Below are 19541 nucleotides of genomic sequence, written 5' to 3' on the forward strand. Positions count from 1 at the left end.
GAACGCAAAGAACGCCAAAAAGAATTGCACCGCGGAGACGCAGAGTACGCGGAGGTTCGCAGAAAAAAACCAAGAGCTGTTACGGCTCTTGCGCTGAAACGATTCACACCGCTCCGCGAGTCTCAGCGTACTCTGCGTCTCTGCGGTGCAATATGTCTGTTGTTTTTCTTTGCGCTGCGGTGAGCTTTCTTTATCAACCAACCACGTCGAGGACGCGGCGGCGGAATTTGACCTCGAGCTGACGGGCGAGGCGTTCACAGGCGCCAATATCGACGCCCGGCAACCCGTCAATGGCGGTCATGGTGACATCAATGCCACTCTCCCGGGCACGAAGGGCGAAATCCAGCATCGCCCCGAAGGTACCCTGGCGCTTGGGACGGCAGTGCCGTTCGTAGAGTTCTGCGTCCTGTGCATTCATGGAGATGGAAACGGAGTCCACCGCCTCGGCCATCTCCGGGGTGACGTCACGACCATTGATCAGACTGGCCAATCCGTCCGTATTGACCCGTATCAGGGCCCCCTGACGCTTGAGTGTCCGGGCGATCTCCAGCAAGGCATCAAGGCGCTGGGTCGGCTCGCCAAGCCCGCAGAAGACAACGCTTTTGTACTTCGCCGGATTGCCGACCGCCTCCAGAACCTCTTCCACCGAGGGCTCACGGTGCAGGCGCAGGTCATACTCCTGCACTTCCCAGGTCTTCTGGTGTTTGGGGCAGAAGGAGCAACGCAGCGTGCAGCGGCTGGTGATATTCAGATAGCCGTTACCGTGCAGCTCATAGGCTATGATGTCGTGCGGCTCTTCTCTATACTGCGGGGTAGCCTGCATTGCCGAATTCCCACGGAAATAAGGCGTATTAGTGTAGGCGAATTGACTCGAAATCTCGAATGATGCAGATCAATTCCGACCTGTCCTGTATCATATACGGTTTCCCTCCCAAGGCTTGAAGCAGGTGTTTCATGTTTGACATTCCCGTTCCACTCCTGAAGATCCGCGACAAGGAGCTGCTGCCCGTAATACAGGGGGGGATGGGCGTAGGCGTCTCGGCCCATCGACTGGCAGGCACCGTCGCCCGGGAGGGAGCTGTAGGCACGATTGCCAGTATCGACCTGCGTGTCCACCATCCCGATCTCATGGAGCGGACCCGCCGGGTACGCGACCGCAATGTCATCGAGGAAGCCAACCTCGAGGCCCTGGACCGTGAGATCCGCTCAGCCCGGGAAATCTCGGGCCCCGACGGCTTTATCGCCGTCAACGTGATGAAAGCCGTGGATCGCCACCAGGATCTGGTACGCCAAGCCTGTGAAAGCGGCGCCAATGCCATCATTATGGGGGCCGGCCTGCCATTTGATCTGCCGGAGATGATCAAGGGCTATGAAGACCAGGTTGCCCTCATTCCCATCCTTTCGGAAGAGCGGGGCGTACGTGCGGTACTCAAGCGCTGGTTACGCAAGGGCGTGCTGCCCGATGCCATCGTCCTCGAGCATCCCGCATTTGCCGGCGGCCACCTGGGGGCACCCAGGCCCGAGAACATCAAAGACCCGCGTTTCGACTTCAAGCGGGTGCTCGGCGAGATCCCCAAGGTCTTCGAACAACTCAAACTCGATGCCATACCGCTGCTACCAGCCGGAGGCGTCAACTCGTTTCAGAAGATCAGGGAACTTCTGCACCTCGGTGCCAGTGGTGTGCAGATCGGCACTCCCTTTGCGGTTACCGAAGAGGGCGATGCCCACGACAACTTCAAGAAGGTCCTGCTCGAGGCCAAACCGAAGGATATCGTCACCTTCATGAGCACCGCCGGCCTTCCGGCGCGTGCGGTACTCACGCCCTGGCTCAAGAAGTATCTGGCCCGTGAGGAGAAGGTCCGATCCCGCGCCACACCCGAGAAAGGCACCTGCGCGGTCTGGTTCGAATGCCTGACCCACTGTGGCCTGAAGGACGGCGACGGGAGTTCCGGTCAGTTCTGTATCGATACCCAGTTACAGGCGGCAGTTCAGGGCAATGTGGACAAAGGCCTGTTCTTCCGCGGCTCCGAGCCACTGCCGTTCGGCGACCAGGTGCGCTCGGTGCACGACCTGCTGACCTATCTGCTAACCGGCAACGATCCGAGGACTTTGGCCTCGGATCCTGTCCGAGGATAGCCTGGGCTCCAAAATGTAGGTGAGGAACGAAGCCCAACAAATCAGCGTTGGAGTTCGCATAACTCACCCCAACCTACAAAACCGACCCCCGAAGGGTTTGGGTTTAGGCCCGCAGGGTCCGCCGATAAAGGCGCATGGCACCCAGCAGATTCCACCCCAGCCATACCATCGAAATAAACAGCAACAACCCTGCCGGCGACGTCAGCACGGGCCATACCGCCGCCGCCGCCAGTAACACCAGAGCCCCCGCCTGTACGCGAAACTGCCAGCGCATGGCCGGCTCGGGGATGATCTTGCGCATATTGGGAACACCAACCAGCGAAAGGCCGGCGCTCTGGCGCTGATTGTTGAGGTGCAGCCAGACCAGAAAGGGGACGATCTTGTAGAGCATGCCGTTCACGGCTGACATCGCAAACCCGGCAATAAACAGCACCCCCAGCAACAGTTCGGGTATGTTGTCGAGGGCCTGACCCACCGCCCAGACCAGTACCACCACCACCAGGCTCGCCATCGCCATTCGCCAGAAATCCAGGGTCACGTCAGGCAGGCGACGCTTGCGGCGAACCTGCAGGCAGACCGTCGCCAAGGCAAACAGCAGGACTCCCGCTGCAATCAGCCCGGCGGCGATGGTGGCAATCGCGTCGGGGACCATCGACATCGCCCGGCCCAGCGACCAGACGCCCAAAAGAACAAAAAGTCCGGGTGCGAGGAGCCGCATCAGCGGCCGGGGATAGTCGGGAGTGATCTGGAACATCGGCACCACCTGATAGGCCACACCGGCCAGCAGCAGCACCACCCAGCCGATCAGCCCCCAGCCAAGATGCAAATTGGTATACTGCCGCGCCATCGGTACCGCACCCGCATAGCCAAGGGCCAGATAGAGCCCCAGCGCCACCGTAATCGCAAGTGCGAAAGTCGACAGGGCCATGGCCGCAACCGTGAAGTGTCCGGAGCGGGCGCGCAGCAGGCTGAAGGCGGTCACCGCCAGGAAAACCAGAAATCCGCTCCCGAGCAGGACGGTGGCGCCATGCATCAGCACCGTACCACCGCCCGCGAATCCCGCCACCAGTGACACAACGCCCAACGTCAGCAACGGGTGCAGTATGCGACTCACCCATTTTGCCCGTGGTACCGGTGATCCGACCAGAACCGGCAGTAACTGCTGGACAGCACCGATCATGACCATGGCCAGAAATCCAAGGGTCAGCAGGTGGGTTACGGCCAGGGTTAGAGGGGCCCAACGGCTGGACAGTACTTCACCACCGGAAACCAACAGGATCAATGCCGCTGCCGCCCCGAACACCGGAGCGGTGAGAAAGAAGCGCACGGGAACCGAGATGGGCGGAGCCTGTTCGAGGGACAATGCGGCAGCGTTCATTCTCGCCATTCTGGAAGCTCCCTTGCCATTGCTTCAGCGGCCCGGGCCGCCTCGCTATCGCCTTCCCGCCAGATCAGGACTTCACACGCCACATCCCGCCCGCCGCGGCTGAGGTAACCGAAGCCCTGCTGGTCAAGAGTATCGAATAGCGGGTAAGGAACCCGCCTGTGCCGCATACGCAGGTATTCCCCCGGTTGCAGGCGCGCCGCGCCCTCCAGGGTCAGTACCAGGGGCTCCGGAGGCTCCAGTTCACTGACATCGAGTACGACCGCGTTCGCCATCACTCGGCGATAACAGATTCCATCTGCCTGAACAACTCCTCGCGCTGCGCAGCCAGCACCTGGTCCGTCATTGGATAGAGGATCTGCTCCTCTTTGGCATTATGCTGCTGCATGAGGATCAGCAGTGTTTCGCCGGCCCCCAGGTAGGCGTCCACATCCTTTTCGGCCACGGCATCACGCATCTGCTGAAACAGCTGGCGCATCTGACTATGCTCATGGCGCATCACCTGCGTCGGTCCCATGGTCGAACCCTGGGCCGCCTCGAAAGCGGCAAACAGTACCTGCTCCTCCATGCCAAAGTGACGCTCCATTGCACTCAGAAAGTCGTCGTTGGCCTTCGCCGCGACACTCCAGTCACCGTTCGCCACCGCCCGTTCGGCCTCGGCATACAGGGCATCGCAGGCATTGTGGTCACCGCCCATAAAATCGGAAAAACTGCTCATGACTTCACCTCTGCACACTGGTTCTTCATAGGGCAACCGCATACGGGAGACCCAAAGGCGCAAGTATGCGTTCACCCTGACTATTCAGGGTGGCAGATACTCTAGCCGAGCGTCGCCGAAATGCCCTTGACCTTGGTCAACAGTGTGTGCTGCGCAAGCGCCAGGCAGCGCGCGTCAGGCACTGCACGTCGGGGAACCGCCAGTGCTCAGGTGCGGCTGACGCGGTCGTAATAGCGGGCGCGGTAAATCAGGCGCCGGGGGGCATCGGGCAGGTCGTCGAAACCGCAGCGATCGTGCAGCACGTTGTTGGAAACGAGCCCCATTCCGGACTCCAGGCGGGCGCGGAAGATATAGGGCGAATCGCGCTCGCAAATCGCCCGCAATCGGGAGACGGCTGCGTGGACTGCCGGCTCGTTTTTCCATTCGATGTTGCGCTTGCGGGCCGTGTAGCGCATGTGGAGATTACCGTCGGGTCGAATGGAGAAGACCGGGCCCACGGCCGAGGCACGATATCCACCCTCGGAATTGGTGCCGGGAGGAATGGTCATGGCATCATCCTGCATGAGCGCACGGATCAATTCGGGATCTTCATCGCGAAGCAGCAGATAGGCGATTTCCGGATCCAGCAGCGCGTTATCGCCTCCCCGTGCCGCAGGTTCGACGCAGTGCAGCAGCAGGCCGTGGATCTGCCGCTGCGGGGGATTATAGTAGCCATCCGTATGCCAGCTGATCGGGCGGTTGGTGTAGGGAATGTACTGTGGTCGCGGCCCGGCCGGATTGATGGTCAGCGATGTGATGCCGTCATCATCGGCCAGCCAATTCGCATCCAGGCGATTGAGGCCAAGCGCAGCACCGAGTGCCAGCACAATGCCCTTGTCGGCTTCGCCACCGACATCGCTGGCGTACACCGCCATATTCGTTTTCCGTATCCGGCGCAGGAGTTCATCGTGCTCGGCCCGACTCAGGTGTCGGGGATCGCGGATCTCGACCACGAGATCGGTTGCACCTTGCGGGTAGTCGGCAAGCTTGGCCACACGCCAGTTCCGGTAGGCGGCCTGGTTCTGGAGCAGAAAAGGAGAGGCCGCGGCGGACCTGACAAGTTCAGACATGCTTTCTCCATCATGGCGACCCGCGCCTCCACTCCCCGAGGAGGTGGACTCATCGCCGGGTTTGGGGCGGGCCCTGGCAGCCTTCGGACTTAACGCCAACCCACCATGACTTGTCAAGTCCGACAGGCTACCAGCTCAATCTACGGCTGCCCCCTCCAGCCCTGTCCGCGCAACTGCTGACGCTGCTCTTCGGTCAAGAGCTCCCACATACGGTTGTGAGCCCGCACCTGCGACTCGGCGATCTCGCGCTGGATCTTTCCCATCCTGGTGTAGACCTCACCGACTTTTTCCGCATCGGGGGTCTCCTTGGCGTACAGTTGATTCAGCTGGTTCATCGCCTCCTGCATCTGACTGCGACGCTCCCATTGCTGCTTCTGCTGCTGCTGCATGATCTCGCCCAGCTGCTGGCGTTGCTGATCAGTGAGATTCAGCGACCAGATGCCCGTGCCGTAGCCGTAGCCTTGCATCATGCCGGGCCCCATCATACCCGGACCCATTCCGGGTCCGCCCTGCATCATGCCTGGGCCGCCGCGCATTGCGGGGCCGGCCCCCTGTCCCTGCATCATTCCGGGGCCGGGCCGCTGTTGCTGGGGCTGCTGCGCCGATGCGCCGGTTACCGCAAGGACTCCCATCAGCCCCGACAGGGCCAAAGCCCAAAGATTTCGCTGTTTCATGATGCCTCCTTTCCCTTTTGTTTCTTCAGGTCGTCAGGCTATCCCGGACCCGTTCCATGCGAGAGCGAACTTCGCGGCCCAACTCCTCGAGTTCGGGGCGTTCCACCAATCCCAAAACCGTCATCGGGTCCATAAACCCGACCACCATGCCGTCCTTTTCCTCACGAACGATTACATTACAAGGTAGCAGCAAGCCGATATCCGGCTCGAGCTCGATCGCCTGGTTCGCCAGTTGCGGATTGCAGGCTCCGAGGATTTTGTAGGGGGCACGATCAATTTCGAGCTTTTTCTTGAGAGTGCCTTGCACATCGATCTCGGTCAGTACCCCGAATCCCTCCTCTTTCAGAGCTTCTGTAGTGCGCTGGACGACATCATCGAAGCTGCCCTGAACTTTTATGGTGAATCCGTACATCGTTTTCTCCTGGTCAAGGGATAGTAAAAGCCTACTGGGCCATGCGGAAAATTCTCTAAACGCCAAGGGGAGCAGCGCCTTTGGCGGCACCACTCCCTCCGAGATTCAGCGTGCAGCCTGTCTGGAGCGGGTCTCCATTTCCTGCCAGGCCGCATAGACCTCGTCAGGCCAGCGCGACTGGAACCAATCGATGATCGAATCGATTTCCTCATCACTCAGTCGCCCCTGCCATGCAGGCATTTGGCCGCCCCCGGGACTGCCGTTTTTGATCACATGCTGAAGCATCCGGCGCGGGTGATGCCAGGTGTGCCCGGTGCCATTCAACGGGGGTGCCGGGAAGAAGCCCTGTACATCGCGCTCCCGCCAATTGGGGGCACCTTCGCCATCCACCCCGTGACAAGAGGCGCAATTTTGCTGATACAGATTGCCGCCGCGGGCGACACGGGAGAAGTCGATATCGCGGACGGGAGCGTCTACCGCCTCTCCCGAAGCTAAGGAAGTGCCGGTTTCGGTCTCGCTGCTGCACGCGGAAAGCAGCAGGGCAAGCGAGACGATCGCAATGGAATAAGGATAGTGCATGGAGCCACCTCTCATTTGAGTCCGAATCGTAAGTCCTGGAAACAGGAAATAACCGCCGTTGGGCGGAAAGATTCAGGATCGAGGCGGTTGCAACGGGGGCGCCCTGAGAGTGTCCCGATAGCCGGAGGAGAAATTCACAAGACGAACGACAGGGGATGCACCCTGCAGAATAGTCGCGGCACTGACGTGCCAGGTTTCGCAGCCCTGGCACTCTCCACCGCAAGGATGCGCGGCTACCGAGCCGGCGACCTCGTCACACATGGGACAGGCCATCCCACCGCCATCGGCCGGATGTGCCATGGCCGGCGCAGGCGAGATCAGCATCAGTATCAACAGACAAAGAATGAGCGGCAGTGCGCGCACGCAGGTTCCCGGCAATGGAAGTTGGACCAAGTCTAGCATTGCCTGGCTGGCGGAGCACGCACTGACGCATGCATCGAAGTACGGGGGTGGCAACGACCCGCTTCCGGCCAGTTTCGTTAAGGGATACCGTCCACCCGCAACCGTAGGCCTGCCGGGATCTTCAGGCTAGGATTGGAAAAAGGAAACCAAACAGGGAGTTCAGCAATGAGAAGAGGCCAGTGGCTGCTCGTCGGTGCCATGCTGTTTTTGGGAACGGGCTCGGCGGCGGCCGTTGATGGATGGGTGCTGGATGGCGGCAAGGGGGCCTCCGGCTTCGGACCCGGCAACGAGGGGACCGCCACCCGGCTCGGCCTGACATGGGACTGGCCCTGGCAATGGTTCGAGGATGGCGACTGGAAGCTGTCCGGACAGTGGGAAGTGACCGCCGGGACGCTAATGGAGGATGATGACAACAATGCGCGGATCACCGAGGTGATAGAAGGCGGCGTGGTCGGGATGTTCCGTCTGGCGCGCTATCGGCAGAACGCAGGCGGCCCATATGTCGAACTCGGAGTCGGACCACACTATCTCTCCGACAAACAGCTGGACGGCGTAAGGCTCGCCACCCACTTTCAGTTCCAGTCCATTGCCGGCTTAGGATCACGCTTCGGCAGAAACGGCCGATTCGAAATCGGCTATCGGATCATGCACCTGTCGAATGCGGGCATCGAAACACCCAACCCGGGCCTCAACTACCACCTGCTGCATTTGGCTTATCGTTACTGAGTTCACCGTCAGGGCTCACGCAGCGAGGTTTCGGGTGCCGATGGCGCACCCTCCACCAGCTCCATGCGCTCCACGTCGGCCAAGGTCACCCGCCGGCCATCGATGGTCTGGAAGCTGCGATTGCTGACCGCGTCACGGTAGACGGGGTACTGACGAACCTCACCGCTCCGGGTATCGATGACACGCACGGTGAACACCTGGTGCTCGGCCTCCCATTCGAGCCAGAAGACAAACGCACTCACTCCCAAAACGGCAAGCAGGGCTCCTGCCGGAGCCATACGCCAGTACCACGGAGAGCGCGCGGCGCGCGATTCAGGCCTGCGCGACCGTCGCTGCCGGGCCTCACCACGATGGCGCGTCCAGAAGATAACGCCCGCCACAATCAGGGCGGTAAAGAGCAGCTTGGTGATCATGGGCAGATATGCATGGCCGATTTTTCACTAGTCTACACGGACAGTGTGCTTCCAACCCACTCTGACTGAGCCGTGGCGCATCCGTTCCCCGCCGGGTACATCGGTGAAACACAGGCTGGCAGGCTGGTCACGGCCGAGGCAGCCGGCAGCCTTCGTCCTAATCCCCGGTTGCTCCGGGGGTCACATCGGGCTCGAGCCACTGCTCCCGTTTTGCGGGGCTGACGGTCGCCTGGCCCAAAAAACCATAGCGGCAACGCTCCAAACGGCGCGAGGTATCCGCTTCCGCTGCACCGTGCTATTTTACAGAGCATCTACCGCTGGTTATGGAGGTATTGTCCTGATAAAGGGTGGTGATAAACTTTTTTCCGAAAAACAGATACACACTCGATGTGTAGGGGGGATTGGTATGGGCGAGAAAAACGATTCTCTCCCTTTCAAGGGGCTGCTTTTAACCTCACTGGTCGCTGTGTTGTTGCTCGCGTCGGCGACCCAGGCACGGGCATCCGACGGGGGGTACCTGAATGCGCTGAAAGCTGAAGCCAACAGCGATAATCCGACCATCACGCCCACCATCCAGGGAAAAGAGAATGACGATGGACGGCCAACACCGCGTACCGACGATCAACCGCAGATGGAAAGCTGGCTGAAGGCAAACTACGTCGGGAGCTACATGTTTTACCAGAAATTGAGTGATCCCAAGAAAAGAGCCGTTTACCGGCTCTATCGCTCTGGTGCGGAAATCACCAAAATTCGTGAAAAGATCAACGAGTTACTTAAGCAGTAACTGTCAAAAGGGGGATTAGTCATGTATCAGCCGCTCACAAGCCGGCTTGTCGGTGTTTTTATTCTGTTCGGTAGTCTGGTGATGGCCACGCAAGCCAACGCCCTGGACGTTAACCTGACCGAAGACAAGGCTTCGCTCAGGGTCAACCACCACAACAAGATGATCGATGTCCAGCGTGACCAGGACGGGGACAACCTGGTGGATGCCATGTGGGCAAAGACCTCGCGGAACTGCCCGCCATTTTGCATCCAGCCTTCTACACCGGTCGCCGGGGTAGAGCTGTTTACGGAAATCGATCTGTTTAACTTCATGGAGCAAAAGGTCAATTCAGGAGATGGATTCCTCATCGATGCCCGACTGCCGGACTGGTATCTGCGGGGTACGATTCCAGGGTCGATCAATATTCCCTTCACGGTCTTCCAGCGCGAAACCGATCACCCGAATCTGATCGAGGCGCTGAATCTCCTGGGAGTCGGAGCCAAAGGCGAAGACGGCACGATAACCCGACTGATCGATAGCGTTTTTGGTGACAGCAACAAGAAATCGGGGCACTGGGACTTCTCGAAGGCCAAAGAAGTCGTCTTATGGTGTAACGGTCCTTGGTGTGGCCAATCACCCCACGCGATTCGTGCTCTGGCGAAACTCGGTTACCCGGTGGACAAGATCAAGTATTACCGGGGCGGTATGCAAATGTGGCAGCTCCTGGGGCTAAGCACCATTGTCCCCGAGATGGAAGAAGTGCTCTTTTTCAACGAACAGGGCGGCGAATAAGCCACTCGCCAACCTGTGGCGGTCGCCGATGCGGGATAATAAATCACGGAAGGGCAGCTACTGACCCCCGACCCGGCTTTTGGCAATCAGCGGGTCAGGGCCATGAACAACTGCGGCAGGCGTTCGGGAAGCCGCTGCACCCGGTCGATGACCGTGTAGCGGTAACCGAAGATGTGATCGACATATTCGTCGGCGTGGGGGTCGAGGGTGACGCAATAGGTGTCGACACCCTTGGCCCCCAGCTCTTCCACCGCCTTTTTGGTATCTTCGATGAGGTAGAGCGGGTCGTCTTCGTCCACGTCATGGGGCTCTCCATCGGAGAGCAGCAGCAGCAGGCGTTTTTCGGCCTTTTGCCTGGCGAGATATTGGCCTCCATGGCGCAGGGCAGCGCCCATTCGCGTGGACAGGGCACCCTCCATGGCTCCCAGCCGACTCTTCACCTGATCATCCCAGGCATCACTGAACCCCTTGAAGTGCAGATAACGCACTTCGTGACGGGTATTGGAGGCGAAGCCGGCGATGGCGAACTTGTCGCCCAGGGCTTCCACCGCAGTACCGAGCAGCGAAACGGCCTCCTGGGAGAGTCGCAGGATGGAACGATCGGCCCCCTGCGGGGTTTCGTTGAGCGAGTTGGAGAGATCGACCAGCAACAGCACGGCAATATCGCGGCCATCGTGTTTGTAGAACTGGTGGATCCGCGAGTCGGGGGTGCTGCCGGAGCGGTAGTCGATCATGGCGCGTACGGCGACATCCAGATCCAGCTCGTCACCCTCCTCCTGGTAACGCACCCGCACATGCTGCTGGGGCTTCAGAAATTCCACCATGCGCTTGATCTTCTTGGCAAGCGGACGGTGCTCCTCCAACAGTGAATCGATGATACCGGCATCGCCCGCCGGGTGGATGGCCTCGTATACCGTCGCCCAATCGGCCTGATAGCGCCCCTGGTGATAATCCCACTCGCGATGGTGACGGGCGAACTGGACCTGTTCCTCCTCGTCATCGGTGCGTGGATTGGCCGCCTGGTGCTCGGAGTGGAATTCATCCTCATCGTCCGTGTCCTCCATGAACATCCAGATATTGCGGTTATCGTCCCGATAACTGATGAAGGTGTTTTCAAAGTAAATTTTGGGCGATCGGAAATCCACGGAGTGGACTTTCACCAGATACTGCACTCCAAGCTCGGTCGGGATCTTGCGGTCGTGCGGATCCGTCTTCATCCGCTCCAGGAAGCGCTGTACAAAGTCCAGCAGCGTGGGGTCCCGGTAGGGGTGGTCTTCTGGGTCCAGCAGGGCGCGGGAGAGCATGGTGGCCAGGTGGCGGATACACGCCCAGCCTTCGGGACAATCGTCCGGTCCAGGGACCGGGTGAAGGGCCTTCCAGATGCGCCGCAGTCCCGGGAATTGCTGCATCAGCAGGTATTCGACACGGGCATCCTCGAACACCTCGATGAAGATATGCTGGTAGCGATTGAAGTTGTCCGCGATGAACGGCTCGGAGTAGAGCCGATGCCCCATCATGTGCGCAATGACGGCGCGATAACGGTCCAGACCGCTTACCTCGTTATCATCCGTGTAGATGTCCGGAATATGGAAGCCGAGGCTGTCCAGATAGGGCACCGGTTTGCGCAGTTCGTGAAAACGCTCGGAGTAGATATGAAAAGGGACCTCATCGTCCCAAAGGGCGCGCACGAAGGTCTCGATGCGGCGCTCATAATCGACGAACAGTGTGCCACGACGCTCTCGCTGCAGGGCGGCCTTGGCATCGGCGCCAGTTAGTGCGAACCAGTCGGCGAGCTTATTGGGCTGGCTGGCGTGGGCCAGGAAGCCTGACTCGGCCCACCGCACCAGGCCACCGATGTCCACCTGAGATAATAGATCGGGTGTCTTCTCAATCAGCGGCTTCAGTCCGTAGCGCCCCTCCCTGGCTACCCTGGTGACCAGCGCCAGCCACTGCTCGAACAGCGGCCGCTCGGGCAGACGCCGGGCCACTGTGGGGAGCACCGTGAAGAAGGGCCCCACCTGGGCGGCATGGACCTCGAGCTGCAGTATCGTGCCGGTCTCGATGCAGGAGGTCACGGCCCCCTCTCCGACCATACGGGCAACTTGGGGCAGGGTCTCGAGATAGGTCAGGATCCGATCCTGGCCACGAGGTCCGCGTATGCAGAAGTTGAAGGCGCCATCCAGCCAGGCGTCCAGCACCTGCTCCGACATGTTCGCCTTCGCCTCGGCGAAACAGGCGGGAAAGATGTCATCAACCGCCTCTACCGGGCAGCGCAGCCGGGCGCGGGCGTTCTGAAGTTCGGTATTAGCCATGGTCGGGTGCCCTTTAGAGGGGGTGATTAACCGCAAAGACGCAAAGAGCGCAAAGAGCGCAAAGAGCGCAAAGGAAAGTTTGATTTAACTGCAGAGGCGCAGAGGGCGCGGAGTTTTTAGGAACGATACAACCGTCGATATCTGCAGTAGAAGGGCCGCCCTCGGCGCGATACAACCGTCCGGAGAATCGCCGCGGGGGCGCGCCTCCCACCACCAACTTTAATTCCATCCTTTGCGCTCTTTGCGGTTAGCCCAAAATCAGAAAATCAGATCAAACGCGCTTTCCAGGTTGTCGCGGATGTCGGTATCGTCGGTAATCGGCTGGATCAGCGCCATACGGCAGGCCTGGCGCGGCTCAACGCCGTGCTGGATCAGATGAGCCGCATAGACCAGCAGACGGGTGGAGATGCCTTCATCGAGGCCGTGCCCCTTTAGATTACGGCCGCGGCAGCCAATATCCACCAGCTTGCGTGCCATGGCACCGTCGATGCCCGTCTCCCTGCTGACGATCTCGGTTTCGGTATCGGACTCGGGATATTCGAATTCGAGGGCGGTGAAGCGCTGTTTGGTGGATTGCTTGAGATCCTTCATCAGGCTCTGGTAACCGGGGTTGTAGGAGATCACCAGTTGGAAGTCCTCGTGGGCGTGAAGCACCTCGCCTTTCTTGTCCAGCGGCAGGGCGCGCCGGTAGTCGGTCAGCGGGTGAATGACCACCGTGGTGTCCTGACGTGCTTCGACGACTTCGTCCAGATAGCAGATAGCCCCGATACGCGCAGCAATGGTCAAGGGTCCGTCCTGCCAGCGTGTACCCTGCGCATCGAGCAGATAGCGTCCCACCAGGTCGGCAGCGGTCATATCCTCGTTACAGGCCACGGTCACCACCGGCTTGCCCAGCTTCCAGGCCATGTACTCCACAAAGCGGGACTTGCCACAACCGGTCGGGCCCTTGATCATCACCGGCAGGCGCGCTGCATAGGCCGCCTCGAACAGCTTCACCTCGCCGCCGGACTCACGATAGAACGGCTCGTCCTGAATGAGGTACTGGTCACGATCGATGCTCATGGTGCTCGCCTCTTGTTTCATTTTCCCGCTTCAGGTGGGCTTCTCGGTTCGGGACAAAACCCTACCGGCCGAGCGAGTATAAGTAAAGAAGATATTATTTATCAATTGGATAGGGAATTTTTTATCAACTGGGGGTACCCGGTCCCTCGGGCCGGACGGCTGGCGGCGGGCGATGCCGGGCGCACTCCCTTTGAATGCACCTACTCGGCATACGCCAGAGCCGTATGAACCGTACCTATCACCCCAAACCTAAAAAACCCCTGCCGCGAACGGCAGGGGTTTTTCACGGCTTCCAGGTTGCCCTGGCAGTCTATCGGACTTACTTGTGAGCAGCCGCAGAAACGCCCAGGCTCTCGCGCCAACCCGGGAACAGATTATCAGCATCCCAGTGGAAGGTCTCGAAGGCGCCCTTCAGCTCCGGGTGCTCCTTGGCGTATTCGACCAGATCGACGCCCTTCATCCAGGCGTCACGAGCCTGCTGCAGGGATTTGGCACCAGCGGTACCGCCGTCCTTGTGGCCGAATGCACCACCGCCAGAAGTCTGGATGACGTTGGAGTGGCCCAGGTTGTCGAAGAAGCCCGGCAGACGCAGGGCATTCATGCCGCCCGAGATGATCGGGGTGGTCGGCTTCATGCCATACCACTTCTGCGGGTAGTACAGGCCTTCGGCCTCTTCGTTCTCCAGCATGTACGCCAGCAGCTTGTCGGTGGGGTCACCTTCCATCTTGCCGAAGCCCATGGTGCCGGTGTGGATACCGGAGGCACCCTGCATGCGGGACATCTTCATGTGGACCAGGGCGTTGTAGCCACGCTGGGTCTGCGGGCTGGTCACCATGCCATGGCCGGCACGATGGTAGTGCAGGAACTGATTGGCGAAATAGCGACGGCAGGTGGTCACCGCCATCGGTCCACCAACAAAGCCGTCCACCAGGAAGGCGACGTGGTCGGCATTCTCGCCGAAGGTTTCCAGGATGAACTCGCCGCGCGCAATCATCTCGAACGGGTCGTCGGAGGTGATGTTGGCGGAGAAGATCTTCGCCTCGCCGGTCTCATCCTGGGCGCGCTTCATCGCGTCAGCCACCAGCGGGATGGTCTTCTTCAACGGAGCGAAGACCTGATTACCCTGGGGCTCGTCGTTCTTGATGAAGTCGCCGCCGAGCCAGAACTGGTAGCAGGCATCGGCGAACGGCTGCGGGCGCAGGCCGAGCTTCGGCTTGATGATGGTGCCGACCACCATGCCGCCGTTATTGATGTCACGGCCCAGCACGCGCCACATGTCCTGGATGTTCATGGCGGGGCCATCGAACAGGCGCAGGTAAGCGGGCGGTACGTAGAAATCGAGCATCTTGGCGTATTCGACGTCGCCCATGCCCTGGTTGTTACCGATAGCCAGGGTCAGGAAGCTGACGATCATCGCCCGACCGTCCTTGATGTTGCGGTCAAAGAGCTCGATCGGATAGGCGATCTTCATGAGCTCGTTGGCTTCATCGATTTCGTAAACCAGAGCGTCAACGCCCTTGGTGAAATCGTCGGTGGTGGAGACTTCAACGTTGGTGCCGGTAGAGGACTCGGCAGCGAAGTGCGCCGCAGTACCGAGGAAATCGTAGTAGCCGGCCTTCGGTTTCATCAGGTAGGCGCAAAGTACGTGGCGGCCGCCCTTGATGAGTTCGTCTTCATTCAGATCAAGACGTGCGTAGCGATTGGACTGGTCCATTGATGAACACCCTTGCTGTTAGGTTTTTATATGCGTGCGGCGGCAGCCCGCCATCTCACGATGGAGGCACAATACACCAGTCGATATCATAAGAAAAGACCTTGCTGTTAAATTTTAGAGATAAGGTCTACCTTATAGATGTTATAAACGGGTGGGATACCATCAAATATCAGCGTCTCCCCGGAAAGGCCACAATCCGTGCCCCCGGCGGATAGGCCGCTTTAAGCTGTCCCTGCATCCGAAGGGCAAGCTCGGGGAGCACCGAATGGACGAACCACTGTGCATTGGAATTGTAGAGAAGCGCCCGCGCCCTGACCGGCCGTGCAATTTCCGCACGGGCTGTTTCAAATCCGGTCCAGGCCAGCACCGGCTTGTAGCCCAGCCGCAGGTCGAAGCAGAGCCAGGCATCTTCGAAGAGATGCAGTTCGACCCCGCGCCCACCGAGCACCAGTTGAATCGGCAGGTCAAAACGCAGGAGCGCCAAACGGATCGGGTTGAACACCTCCGGCTCAATGGTGACTGCGAGTTCGTCCATGGCTGGCTCGGACGGCAGACTCGGTTTCATCGGCATTCGCACTCCTCCTCTTTTGGAGTCATTCTAACCCAGTAATATAGTCAACTTTCAAGGCGTACGTCGGCTCGTTGCGTATTCAGACGGATGGACCCTCATCCAGAGGTGACGGAGGCAAGTTTGCCGGTCCCCTCCAACCTTGCCGGCATTTCAGGGTCAGGCGTGCGCTTCAGTCGCGCTTTTTGAAAGGAAGCACAGCGGGCTGAGCTCCGGAAGCTCCGTATCGTTCACTCAGCTCGTTTCGGACAATCTGCAGCGCCCGTTTCAGGACCATTGAGGCGTGGCCGTGGTAAAGCCTTATCCGACATGGAACAGGCTCATGCAGTGTGCTCCGGCCCTTGGCTTCAAAATCAGTCCAGGCCAGAACAGGGAGATCGTTAAAGGCGACATCCACGACGACCCAGGCATCGTGCTGGAGGATCATCTCAAGTGTCTTCAGGCCGGGAAGGCCAAGCCGGATACTCGGCCCGTCGCGGCTCAGGGCCCGGTGGACAAGGTTGTAGTCTGCCCCATCCACTTTTCCCGCTCGAGTGGTGAGGACCGGAACCTCCTCGTGACGGGTATACATGTAGTACTCCTCACAACTCTATGGGGCTGTACATCGGCAGAAGCCACCATGCACTAGTCGTCCTGAATGTCTCTCTCGGCATCCCACCCGGCCGCCCTGGCCTCGTCAAAAGCCTTCTGCTGGATGCTCATGAAACGTGCCCGGAGATCCGGCGGCAGGTTACCAACCCGAAATCCGTACTTTTCCCATTCGGCATCGACTTTTGCCCACAATCCCTCCAGGGCCTGTGCATTCCAACCTTCACAGGTCTCTTTTTCGGGAATCAGGCCGAATACCCAGGCATCCCGGATGATCTTGGCGGTATCGGTCATGCCACCGTTGAGGTCGTTGTGGATCCCAACGTAGCGTTTGTCAGCCCTATTCATCAGTACCTACCTCGCTTTAACCGCAAAGGGCGCGAAGGCCGCAAAGCAGTGCGTGTTTGTGCGTCTTGGCACTCTAGCAGCCTGTCGGACTTAACGCTGATCTACTCGGCTCGAGCATCCTGCTTCGCTCTAACGACTGCGTCCATGCAGTCGTATTCGCCTCAAAAGATCGAAAAATCTGTCCCAAACCGGCTTACCCTCGCTACGATCGGTTAAGTCCGACAGGCTGCTAGAGCTCAAGGTGCCCTCTGCTCGGTCAATCAACACCTAAAACCCGCTCGCAAGCGCCGCCCAGCCTTCGGGCGAATATTTCAAATGACGGCTTTGCCGTTTCGCCCACATGTGGGCTCCTACCGATCCGTAATCTCCCCCCACCGAAGATCGAGAGTATCTGTTCGGTTTCCTTTGCGCTCTTTGCGTCTTCGCCTACAGGGATGTAGGTGAGGGGCGTGAGCAGGAGCGGAAGCTTTGCGGTTAATGCCGTTCTACCGCGTGAGACTGGCGAACAGCGTCGGAAGCTTCTCCGGCAGCCGCTGCACGTGGTCGACGACAGTATAGTTGCTGGCCCCGAAGATTCTTTTCACATAACTGTCCGCATTGGGGTCGAGGGTCAGGCAGTAGCTGAGCACTCCCCGGGTGGCCAGCTCCTCGACCGCCTTGCGGGTATCCCAACGCAAGTGCTGCGGGTCGCGCTCGTCCACGTCCGACGGCTCACCGTCGGTCACCAGCAACAGCAGCTTGCGCTGCTCGGGCTGGCGCAGCAGGTGGCTGCCGGCGTGGCGCATGGCAGCGCCCATGCGAGTGGAGAGCCCCCCTTTCATGCCGGCCAGCCTCGCCTTCACGGTATCATCGAACGACTGGTTGAAGTCCTTGAAGCGGTAGTACTGAACATCATGGCGCCCGTCGGAGGCGAACCCGTGGATCGCAAAGGGGTCGCCGATGCCGTTGATGGCCGTCGCCAGCAGCGTTGCCGCCTCACGGGTCAGCTCCAGAACGGTCTTGTCGGCTCCTTCCACCGGGTCGTTGGTCGACTCGGAGAGGTCGAGCAGGACACTGACCGCCACATCCCGTTTTTTGATGACATTGCGCATGGTGATGCGCGGATTCGGGTGCTCACCCATGCGGATGGCGATCATCGCGTCAACGGCGGCATTGATATCGATCTCATCGCCATCTTCCATGTTGCGCACCCGCTGCACCCCCTCGGGCGCCAGCATGTCGATGATGCGCTTGATTTGATAGGCGATCGGTTTGTATTCCTTGAGGATATCGTCCACCAGTTCCGGGTCGCCCTTCGCCTGGCGTCTTTCGTAGACCGTCGCCCAGTCGGGACGGAACAGCTGGACCTGGTAGTCCCATTCCTTGTAGTGAAATGGATCGGAGATCGGCTCCTTGCCCCACATCTGGTTATAACTGAGCGTGGCTTCACCGGCATCCTCATAGGGGAAAAACTCGGTTTCGCAGATCCACACTTCCTGAGCATCATCGCCGGCCAATTCGCAATCGACCTCGTTGGCTATTTCGATGGCACTGACGTACTTGCGCACCTGGCGCTGGCTGGCCGGGATATACTCGACACCATGCTGTGCCCAGTCGAACTCCTCGAACTCCCAGACGAAGCGGTTGTCATCGCGATACGGGATTCGAATGGACTCGAGGATACGCAGGCTCGGCACCTCGCGCCGCGCAGCAAATACGTTGAACAGCTCGAGTCCGAAGTGCCAGGAGAACCCGTTGTCGTGCTGATTCACCTCGATGTTGGTGTGAAAGCGGGTCGCCAACTCGTTGAGCTGCTGATCTTCGCTGTGCACGGCGGGGTCCAGGAGCATCAAGGCAAAGTGCTCCAGTTTCTCCACACTGGGATGTTCGACTCTTCCGGCATACTCGGTAGTCATCAAAGTACGCCAGAGCTTGCGCAGTCCCGGGAAATCCCTCATGGCCTGATATTCGACACGAGCGTCCTCGGCCAGCCCGATGAAGAACATCTGCGCCGGCGAAAGCTGTTCGGCCGATATCGCCGATGTGGTGTAGCTCACGTGCGCCGCCATATGGGCGGCCTGGGCTCGGTAGAGCTCTGCCCCGGTGACTTCACCGATACTGTCCACCGCGTCCGGCAGGTGCAGCACGAGGTGCTCCACGTAGGGCTTGAAGCCCTCATGATCGGCGGCGGCGGGGCGCAGGAAGAAATCCCTGCCCCACAAGGCACGGAGATAGAAGTTCAACTTGCGCTGGGTATCCACAAACAGGGTCCCGCGACGCTCCTTTTGCAGAACCTTCCGGCTATCCGGACTCTCCAGCGAAAAGTACTTCACCAGGTTGTCGAAATCACGCCGATAGGCCTCGGCCCCGAAATTGGCCCAGCGTTTGAGACCCGACAGGGTGAGCTTGGTGAGCAGCTCGTCGATGTGACGCAGCATCGGCCGCAGCCCCCGCGCCGCACGTGCGGAGAGCTGATGGATCAGCTGCAGGTAGCCGCGTAGCAGCTCCGGGTCTCCCAGGCGGCGGGCGGCCGTCGGCAGGCTGGCGAACAGCAGGGTGATCACTTCACCGGAGGTCATCGACGAGAGCTTCAAGGCCGCATTCACGCAGTCGCGAATAACGTCTTCGCCACACTCCTTGACCACCAGCGGCATCTCCTGAAGATAAGTCACCACCAGGTCGGTTCCGCGCCCGAGCTCACAGAGTGCTTTGGCCCCTTCCAGGTAAGCCTGCAGGCCGACCGGGGACATCACCCGCGAGGCCTCATGAAAGCTGCCTGCCAGGGTATCACGCACCTCGGGCGACGCCTTGCTCAGGCACTGGGTATATTCTTCGAGATCGATGCTCATCGGTCACCTATTT

The 19541-nt window shown here is 59.8% G+C and carries 20 protein-coding genes; 4 read left to right on the forward strand and 16 right to left on the reverse strand.

The window, feature by feature from the left end:
- Positions 1–193: 193 nt before the first annotated feature.
- Positions 194–823, reverse strand: a complete 630-nt coding sequence (locus BLP65_RS10730) for a TatD family nuclease-associated radical SAM protein (protein WP_092996695.1) — start codon at positions 821–823, stop codon at positions 194–196.
- Between the two features lie 131 nt (positions 824–954).
- On the opposite strand from BLP65_RS10730, the gene BLP65_RS10735 reads away from it, so the two are divergent.
- The gene (locus BLP65_RS10735; protein ID WP_092996698.1) at positions 955–2136 is read left to right on the forward strand and encodes an NAD(P)H-dependent flavin oxidoreductase; all 1182 of its coding nucleotides are present in this window, start codon (positions 955–957) and stop codon (positions 2134–2136) included.
- Positions 2137–2239: 103 nt separating this feature from the next.
- On the opposite strand, the gene BLP65_RS10740 is transcribed toward BLP65_RS10735, so the two are convergent.
- From BLP65_RS10740 to BLP65_RS10770, 7 genes are all read right to left on the reverse strand, one after another.
- Positions 2240–3523 carry a hypothetical protein gene (locus BLP65_RS10740; protein WP_217631967.1) on the reverse strand — a complete coding sequence of 428 codons (1284 nt, stop codon included), beginning with the start codon at positions 3521–3523 and terminating at the stop codon, positions 2240–2242.
- Positions 3511–3795, reverse strand: coding sequence for a DUF2249 domain-containing protein (locus BLP65_RS10745; protein WP_092996704.1), 285 nt, complete (start codon positions 3793–3795; stop codon positions 3511–3513). Before BLP65_RS10745 ends, BLP65_RS10740 begins: the two co-directional genes overlap by 13 nt.
- On the reverse strand, positions 3795–4238 hold the full coding sequence (locus BLP65_RS10750) for a hemerythrin domain-containing protein (protein ID WP_092996707.1): 444 nt from the start codon (positions 4236–4238) through the stop codon (positions 3795–3797). The genes BLP65_RS10745 and BLP65_RS10750 overlap by 1 nt, the downstream gene beginning before the upstream one ends.
- Positions 4239–4444: 206 nt before the next feature.
- Positions 4445–5347 (reverse strand): TauD/TfdA family dioxygenase, encoded by a 903-nt coding sequence (locus BLP65_RS10755; RefSeq protein ID WP_092996711.1) that lies wholly within the window; start codon positions 5345–5347, stop codon positions 4445–4447.
- Between the two features lie 140 nt (positions 5348–5487).
- Positions 5488–6021, reverse strand: coding sequence for a Spy/CpxP family protein refolding chaperone (locus BLP65_RS10760; RefSeq protein WP_092996714.1), 534 nt, complete (start codon positions 6019–6021; stop codon positions 5488–5490).
- 25 nt (positions 6022–6046) lie between these two features.
- On the reverse strand, positions 6047–6433 hold the full coding sequence (locus BLP65_RS10765) for a DUF302 domain-containing protein (protein ID WP_092996717.1): 387 nt from the start codon (positions 6431–6433) through the stop codon (positions 6047–6049).
- 105 nt (positions 6434–6538) lie between these two features.
- A complete protein-coding gene (locus tag BLP65_RS10770) occupies positions 6539–7012 on the reverse strand; it encodes a c-type cytochrome (RefSeq protein WP_092996720.1) in 474 nt (157 codons plus the stop codon).
- Between the two features lie 567 nt (positions 7013–7579).
- Between BLP65_RS10770 and BLP65_RS10775 the strand changes: the two genes are divergently transcribed.
- Positions 7580–8140 carry an acyloxyacyl hydrolase gene (locus BLP65_RS10775; RefSeq protein WP_092996723.1) on the forward strand — a complete coding sequence of 187 codons (561 nt, stop codon included), beginning with the start codon at positions 7580–7582 and terminating at the stop codon, positions 8138–8140.
- Between the two features lie 8 nt (positions 8141–8148).
- Here the strand turns inward: BLP65_RS10775 and BLP65_RS10780 are convergent, their stop codons facing one another.
- Positions 8149–8553: a hypothetical protein gene (locus BLP65_RS10780; protein ID WP_092996726.1), complete on the reverse strand. Its 405-nt coding sequence runs from the start codon at positions 8551–8553 to the stop codon at positions 8149–8151.
- Between the two features lie 406 nt (positions 8554–8959).
- Here BLP65_RS10780 and BLP65_RS10785 point away from each other — a divergent pair, with 406 nt between their 5' ends.
- Positions 8960–9337, forward strand: coding sequence for a hypothetical protein (locus tag BLP65_RS10785; RefSeq protein WP_092996728.1), 378 nt, complete (start codon positions 8960–8962; stop codon positions 9335–9337).
- 21 nt (positions 9338–9358) lie between these two features.
- On the forward strand, positions 9359–10108 hold the full coding sequence (locus tag BLP65_RS10790) for a rhodanese-like domain-containing protein (RefSeq protein WP_092996731.1): 750 nt from the start codon (positions 9359–9361) through the stop codon (positions 10106–10108).
- A gap of 86 nt (positions 10109–10194) precedes the next feature.
- Here BLP65_RS10790 and BLP65_RS10795 read toward each other — a convergent pair whose 3' ends face one another.
- The 7 genes from BLP65_RS10795 to BLP65_RS10825 form a co-directional block, all read right to left on the reverse strand.
- Positions 10195–12420, reverse strand: coding sequence for a nitric oxide reductase activation protein NorD (locus tag BLP65_RS10795; protein WP_092996734.1), 2226 nt, complete (start codon positions 12418–12420; stop codon positions 10195–10197).
- A gap of 258 nt (positions 12421–12678) precedes the next feature.
- A complete protein-coding gene (locus BLP65_RS10800) occupies positions 12679–13482 on the reverse strand; it encodes a CbbQ/NirQ/NorQ/GpvN family protein (protein WP_092997122.1) in 804 nt (267 codons plus the stop codon).
- A gap of 319 nt (positions 13483–13801) precedes the next feature.
- Entirely contained in the window at positions 13802–15196 is a 1395-nt protein-coding gene (locus BLP65_RS10805) for a ribulose-bisphosphate carboxylase (protein WP_092996737.1), read from the reverse strand.
- 169 nt (positions 15197–15365) lie between these two features.
- Complete coding sequence (locus BLP65_RS10810; protein ID WP_092996740.1) at positions 15366–15767, reverse strand: hypothetical protein; 402 nt, start codon at positions 15765–15767, stop codon at positions 15366–15368.
- Between the two features lie 169 nt (positions 15768–15936).
- Positions 15937–16335: a hypothetical protein gene (locus tag BLP65_RS10815; protein ID WP_092996743.1), complete on the reverse strand. Its 399-nt coding sequence runs from the start codon at positions 16333–16335 to the stop codon at positions 15937–15939.
- Positions 16336–16388: 53 nt separating this feature from the next.
- A complete protein-coding gene (locus BLP65_RS10820) occupies positions 16389–16700 on the reverse strand; it encodes a hypothetical protein (protein WP_092996746.1) in 312 nt (103 codons plus the stop codon).
- A 485-nt stretch (positions 16701–17185) separates the two neighbouring features.
- Entirely contained in the window at positions 17186–19528 is a 2343-nt protein-coding gene (locus tag BLP65_RS10825) for a nitric oxide reductase activation protein NorD (protein WP_092996749.1), read from the reverse strand.
- Between the last annotated feature and the right edge of the window lie 13 nt (positions 19529–19541).

Origin of the sequence: Thiohalomonas denitrificans (assembly GCF_900102855.1) — a bacterium.
Classification (GTDB): domain Bacteria; phylum Pseudomonadota; class Gammaproteobacteria; order Thiohalomonadales; family Thiohalomonadaceae; genus Thiohalomonas; species Thiohalomonas denitrificans.

What these genes read in the sequence shown, in the direction of transcription:
- BLP65_RS10785 (WP_092996728.1), top strand. Translation starts at nt 8,960, where the DNA reads ATGGGCGAGAAAAACGATTCTCTCCCTTTCAAGGGGCTGCTTTTAACC.
- BLP65_RS10805 (WP_092996737.1), bottom strand. Translation starts at nt 15,196, where the DNA reads ATGGACCAGTCCAATCGCTACGCACGTCTTGATCTGAATGAAGACGAA.
- BLP65_RS10790 (WP_092996731.1), top strand. Translation starts at nt 9,359, where the DNA reads ATGTATCAGCCGCTCACAAGCCGGCTTGTCGGTGTTTTTATTCTGTTC.
- BLP65_RS10755 (WP_092996711.1), bottom strand. Translation starts at nt 5,347, where the DNA reads ATGTCTGAACTTGTCAGGTCCGCCGCGGCCTCTCCTTTTCTGCTCCAG.
- BLP65_RS10820 (WP_092996746.1), bottom strand. Translation starts at nt 16,700, where the DNA reads ATGAATAGGGCTGACAAACGCTACGTTGGGATCCACAACGACCTCAAC.
- BLP65_RS10810 (WP_092996740.1), bottom strand. Translation starts at nt 15,767, where the DNA reads ATGCCGATGAAACCGAGTCTGCCGTCCGAGCCAGCCATGGACGAACTC.
- BLP65_RS10775 (WP_092996723.1), top strand. Translation starts at nt 7,580, where the DNA reads ATGAGAAGAGGCCAGTGGCTGCTCGTCGGTGCCATGCTGTTTTTGGGA.
- BLP65_RS10770 (WP_092996720.1), bottom strand. Translation starts at nt 7,012, where the DNA reads ATGCACTATCCTTATTCCATTGCGATCGTCTCGCTTGCCCTGCTGCTT.
- BLP65_RS10765 (WP_092996717.1), bottom strand. Translation starts at nt 6,433, where the DNA reads ATGTACGGATTCACCATAAAAGTTCAGGGCAGCTTCGATGATGTCGTC.
- BLP65_RS10760 (WP_092996714.1), bottom strand. Translation starts at nt 6,021, where the DNA reads ATGAAACAGCGAAATCTTTGGGCTTTGGCCCTGTCGGGGCTGATGGGA.
- BLP65_RS10730 (WP_092996695.1), bottom strand. Translation starts at nt 823, where the DNA reads ATGCAGGCTACCCCGCAGTATAGAGAAGAGCCGCACGACATCATAGCC.
- BLP65_RS10735 (WP_092996698.1), top strand. Translation starts at nt 955, where the DNA reads ATGTTTGACATTCCCGTTCCACTCCTGAAGATCCGCGACAAGGAGCTG.
- BLP65_RS10795 (WP_092996734.1), bottom strand. Translation starts at nt 12,420, where the DNA reads ATGGCTAATACCGAACTTCAGAACGCCCGCGCCCGGCTGCGCTGCCCG.
- BLP65_RS10740 (WP_217631967.1), bottom strand. Translation starts at nt 3,523, where the DNA reads ATGGCGAGAATGAACGCTGCCGCATTGTCCCTCGAACAGGCTCCGCCC.
- BLP65_RS10745 (WP_092996704.1), bottom strand. Translation starts at nt 3,795, where the DNA reads ATGGCGAACGCGGTCGTACTCGATGTCAGTGAACTGGAGCCTCCGGAG.
- BLP65_RS10815 (WP_092996743.1), bottom strand. Translation starts at nt 16,335, where the DNA reads ATGTATACCCGTCACGAGGAGGTTCCGGTCCTCACCACTCGAGCGGGA.
- BLP65_RS10780 (WP_092996726.1), bottom strand. Translation starts at nt 8,553, where the DNA reads ATGATCACCAAGCTGCTCTTTACCGCCCTGATTGTGGCGGGCGTTATC.
- BLP65_RS10750 (WP_092996707.1), bottom strand. Translation starts at nt 4,238, where the DNA reads ATGAGCAGTTTTTCCGATTTTATGGGCGGTGACCACAATGCCTGCGAT.
- BLP65_RS10800 (WP_092997122.1), bottom strand. Translation starts at nt 13,482, where the DNA reads ATGAGCATCGATCGTGACCAGTACCTCATTCAGGACGAGCCGTTCTAT.
- BLP65_RS10825 (WP_092996749.1), bottom strand. Translation starts at nt 19,528, where the DNA reads ATGAGCATCGATCTCGAAGAATATACCCAGTGCCTGAGCAAGGCGTCG.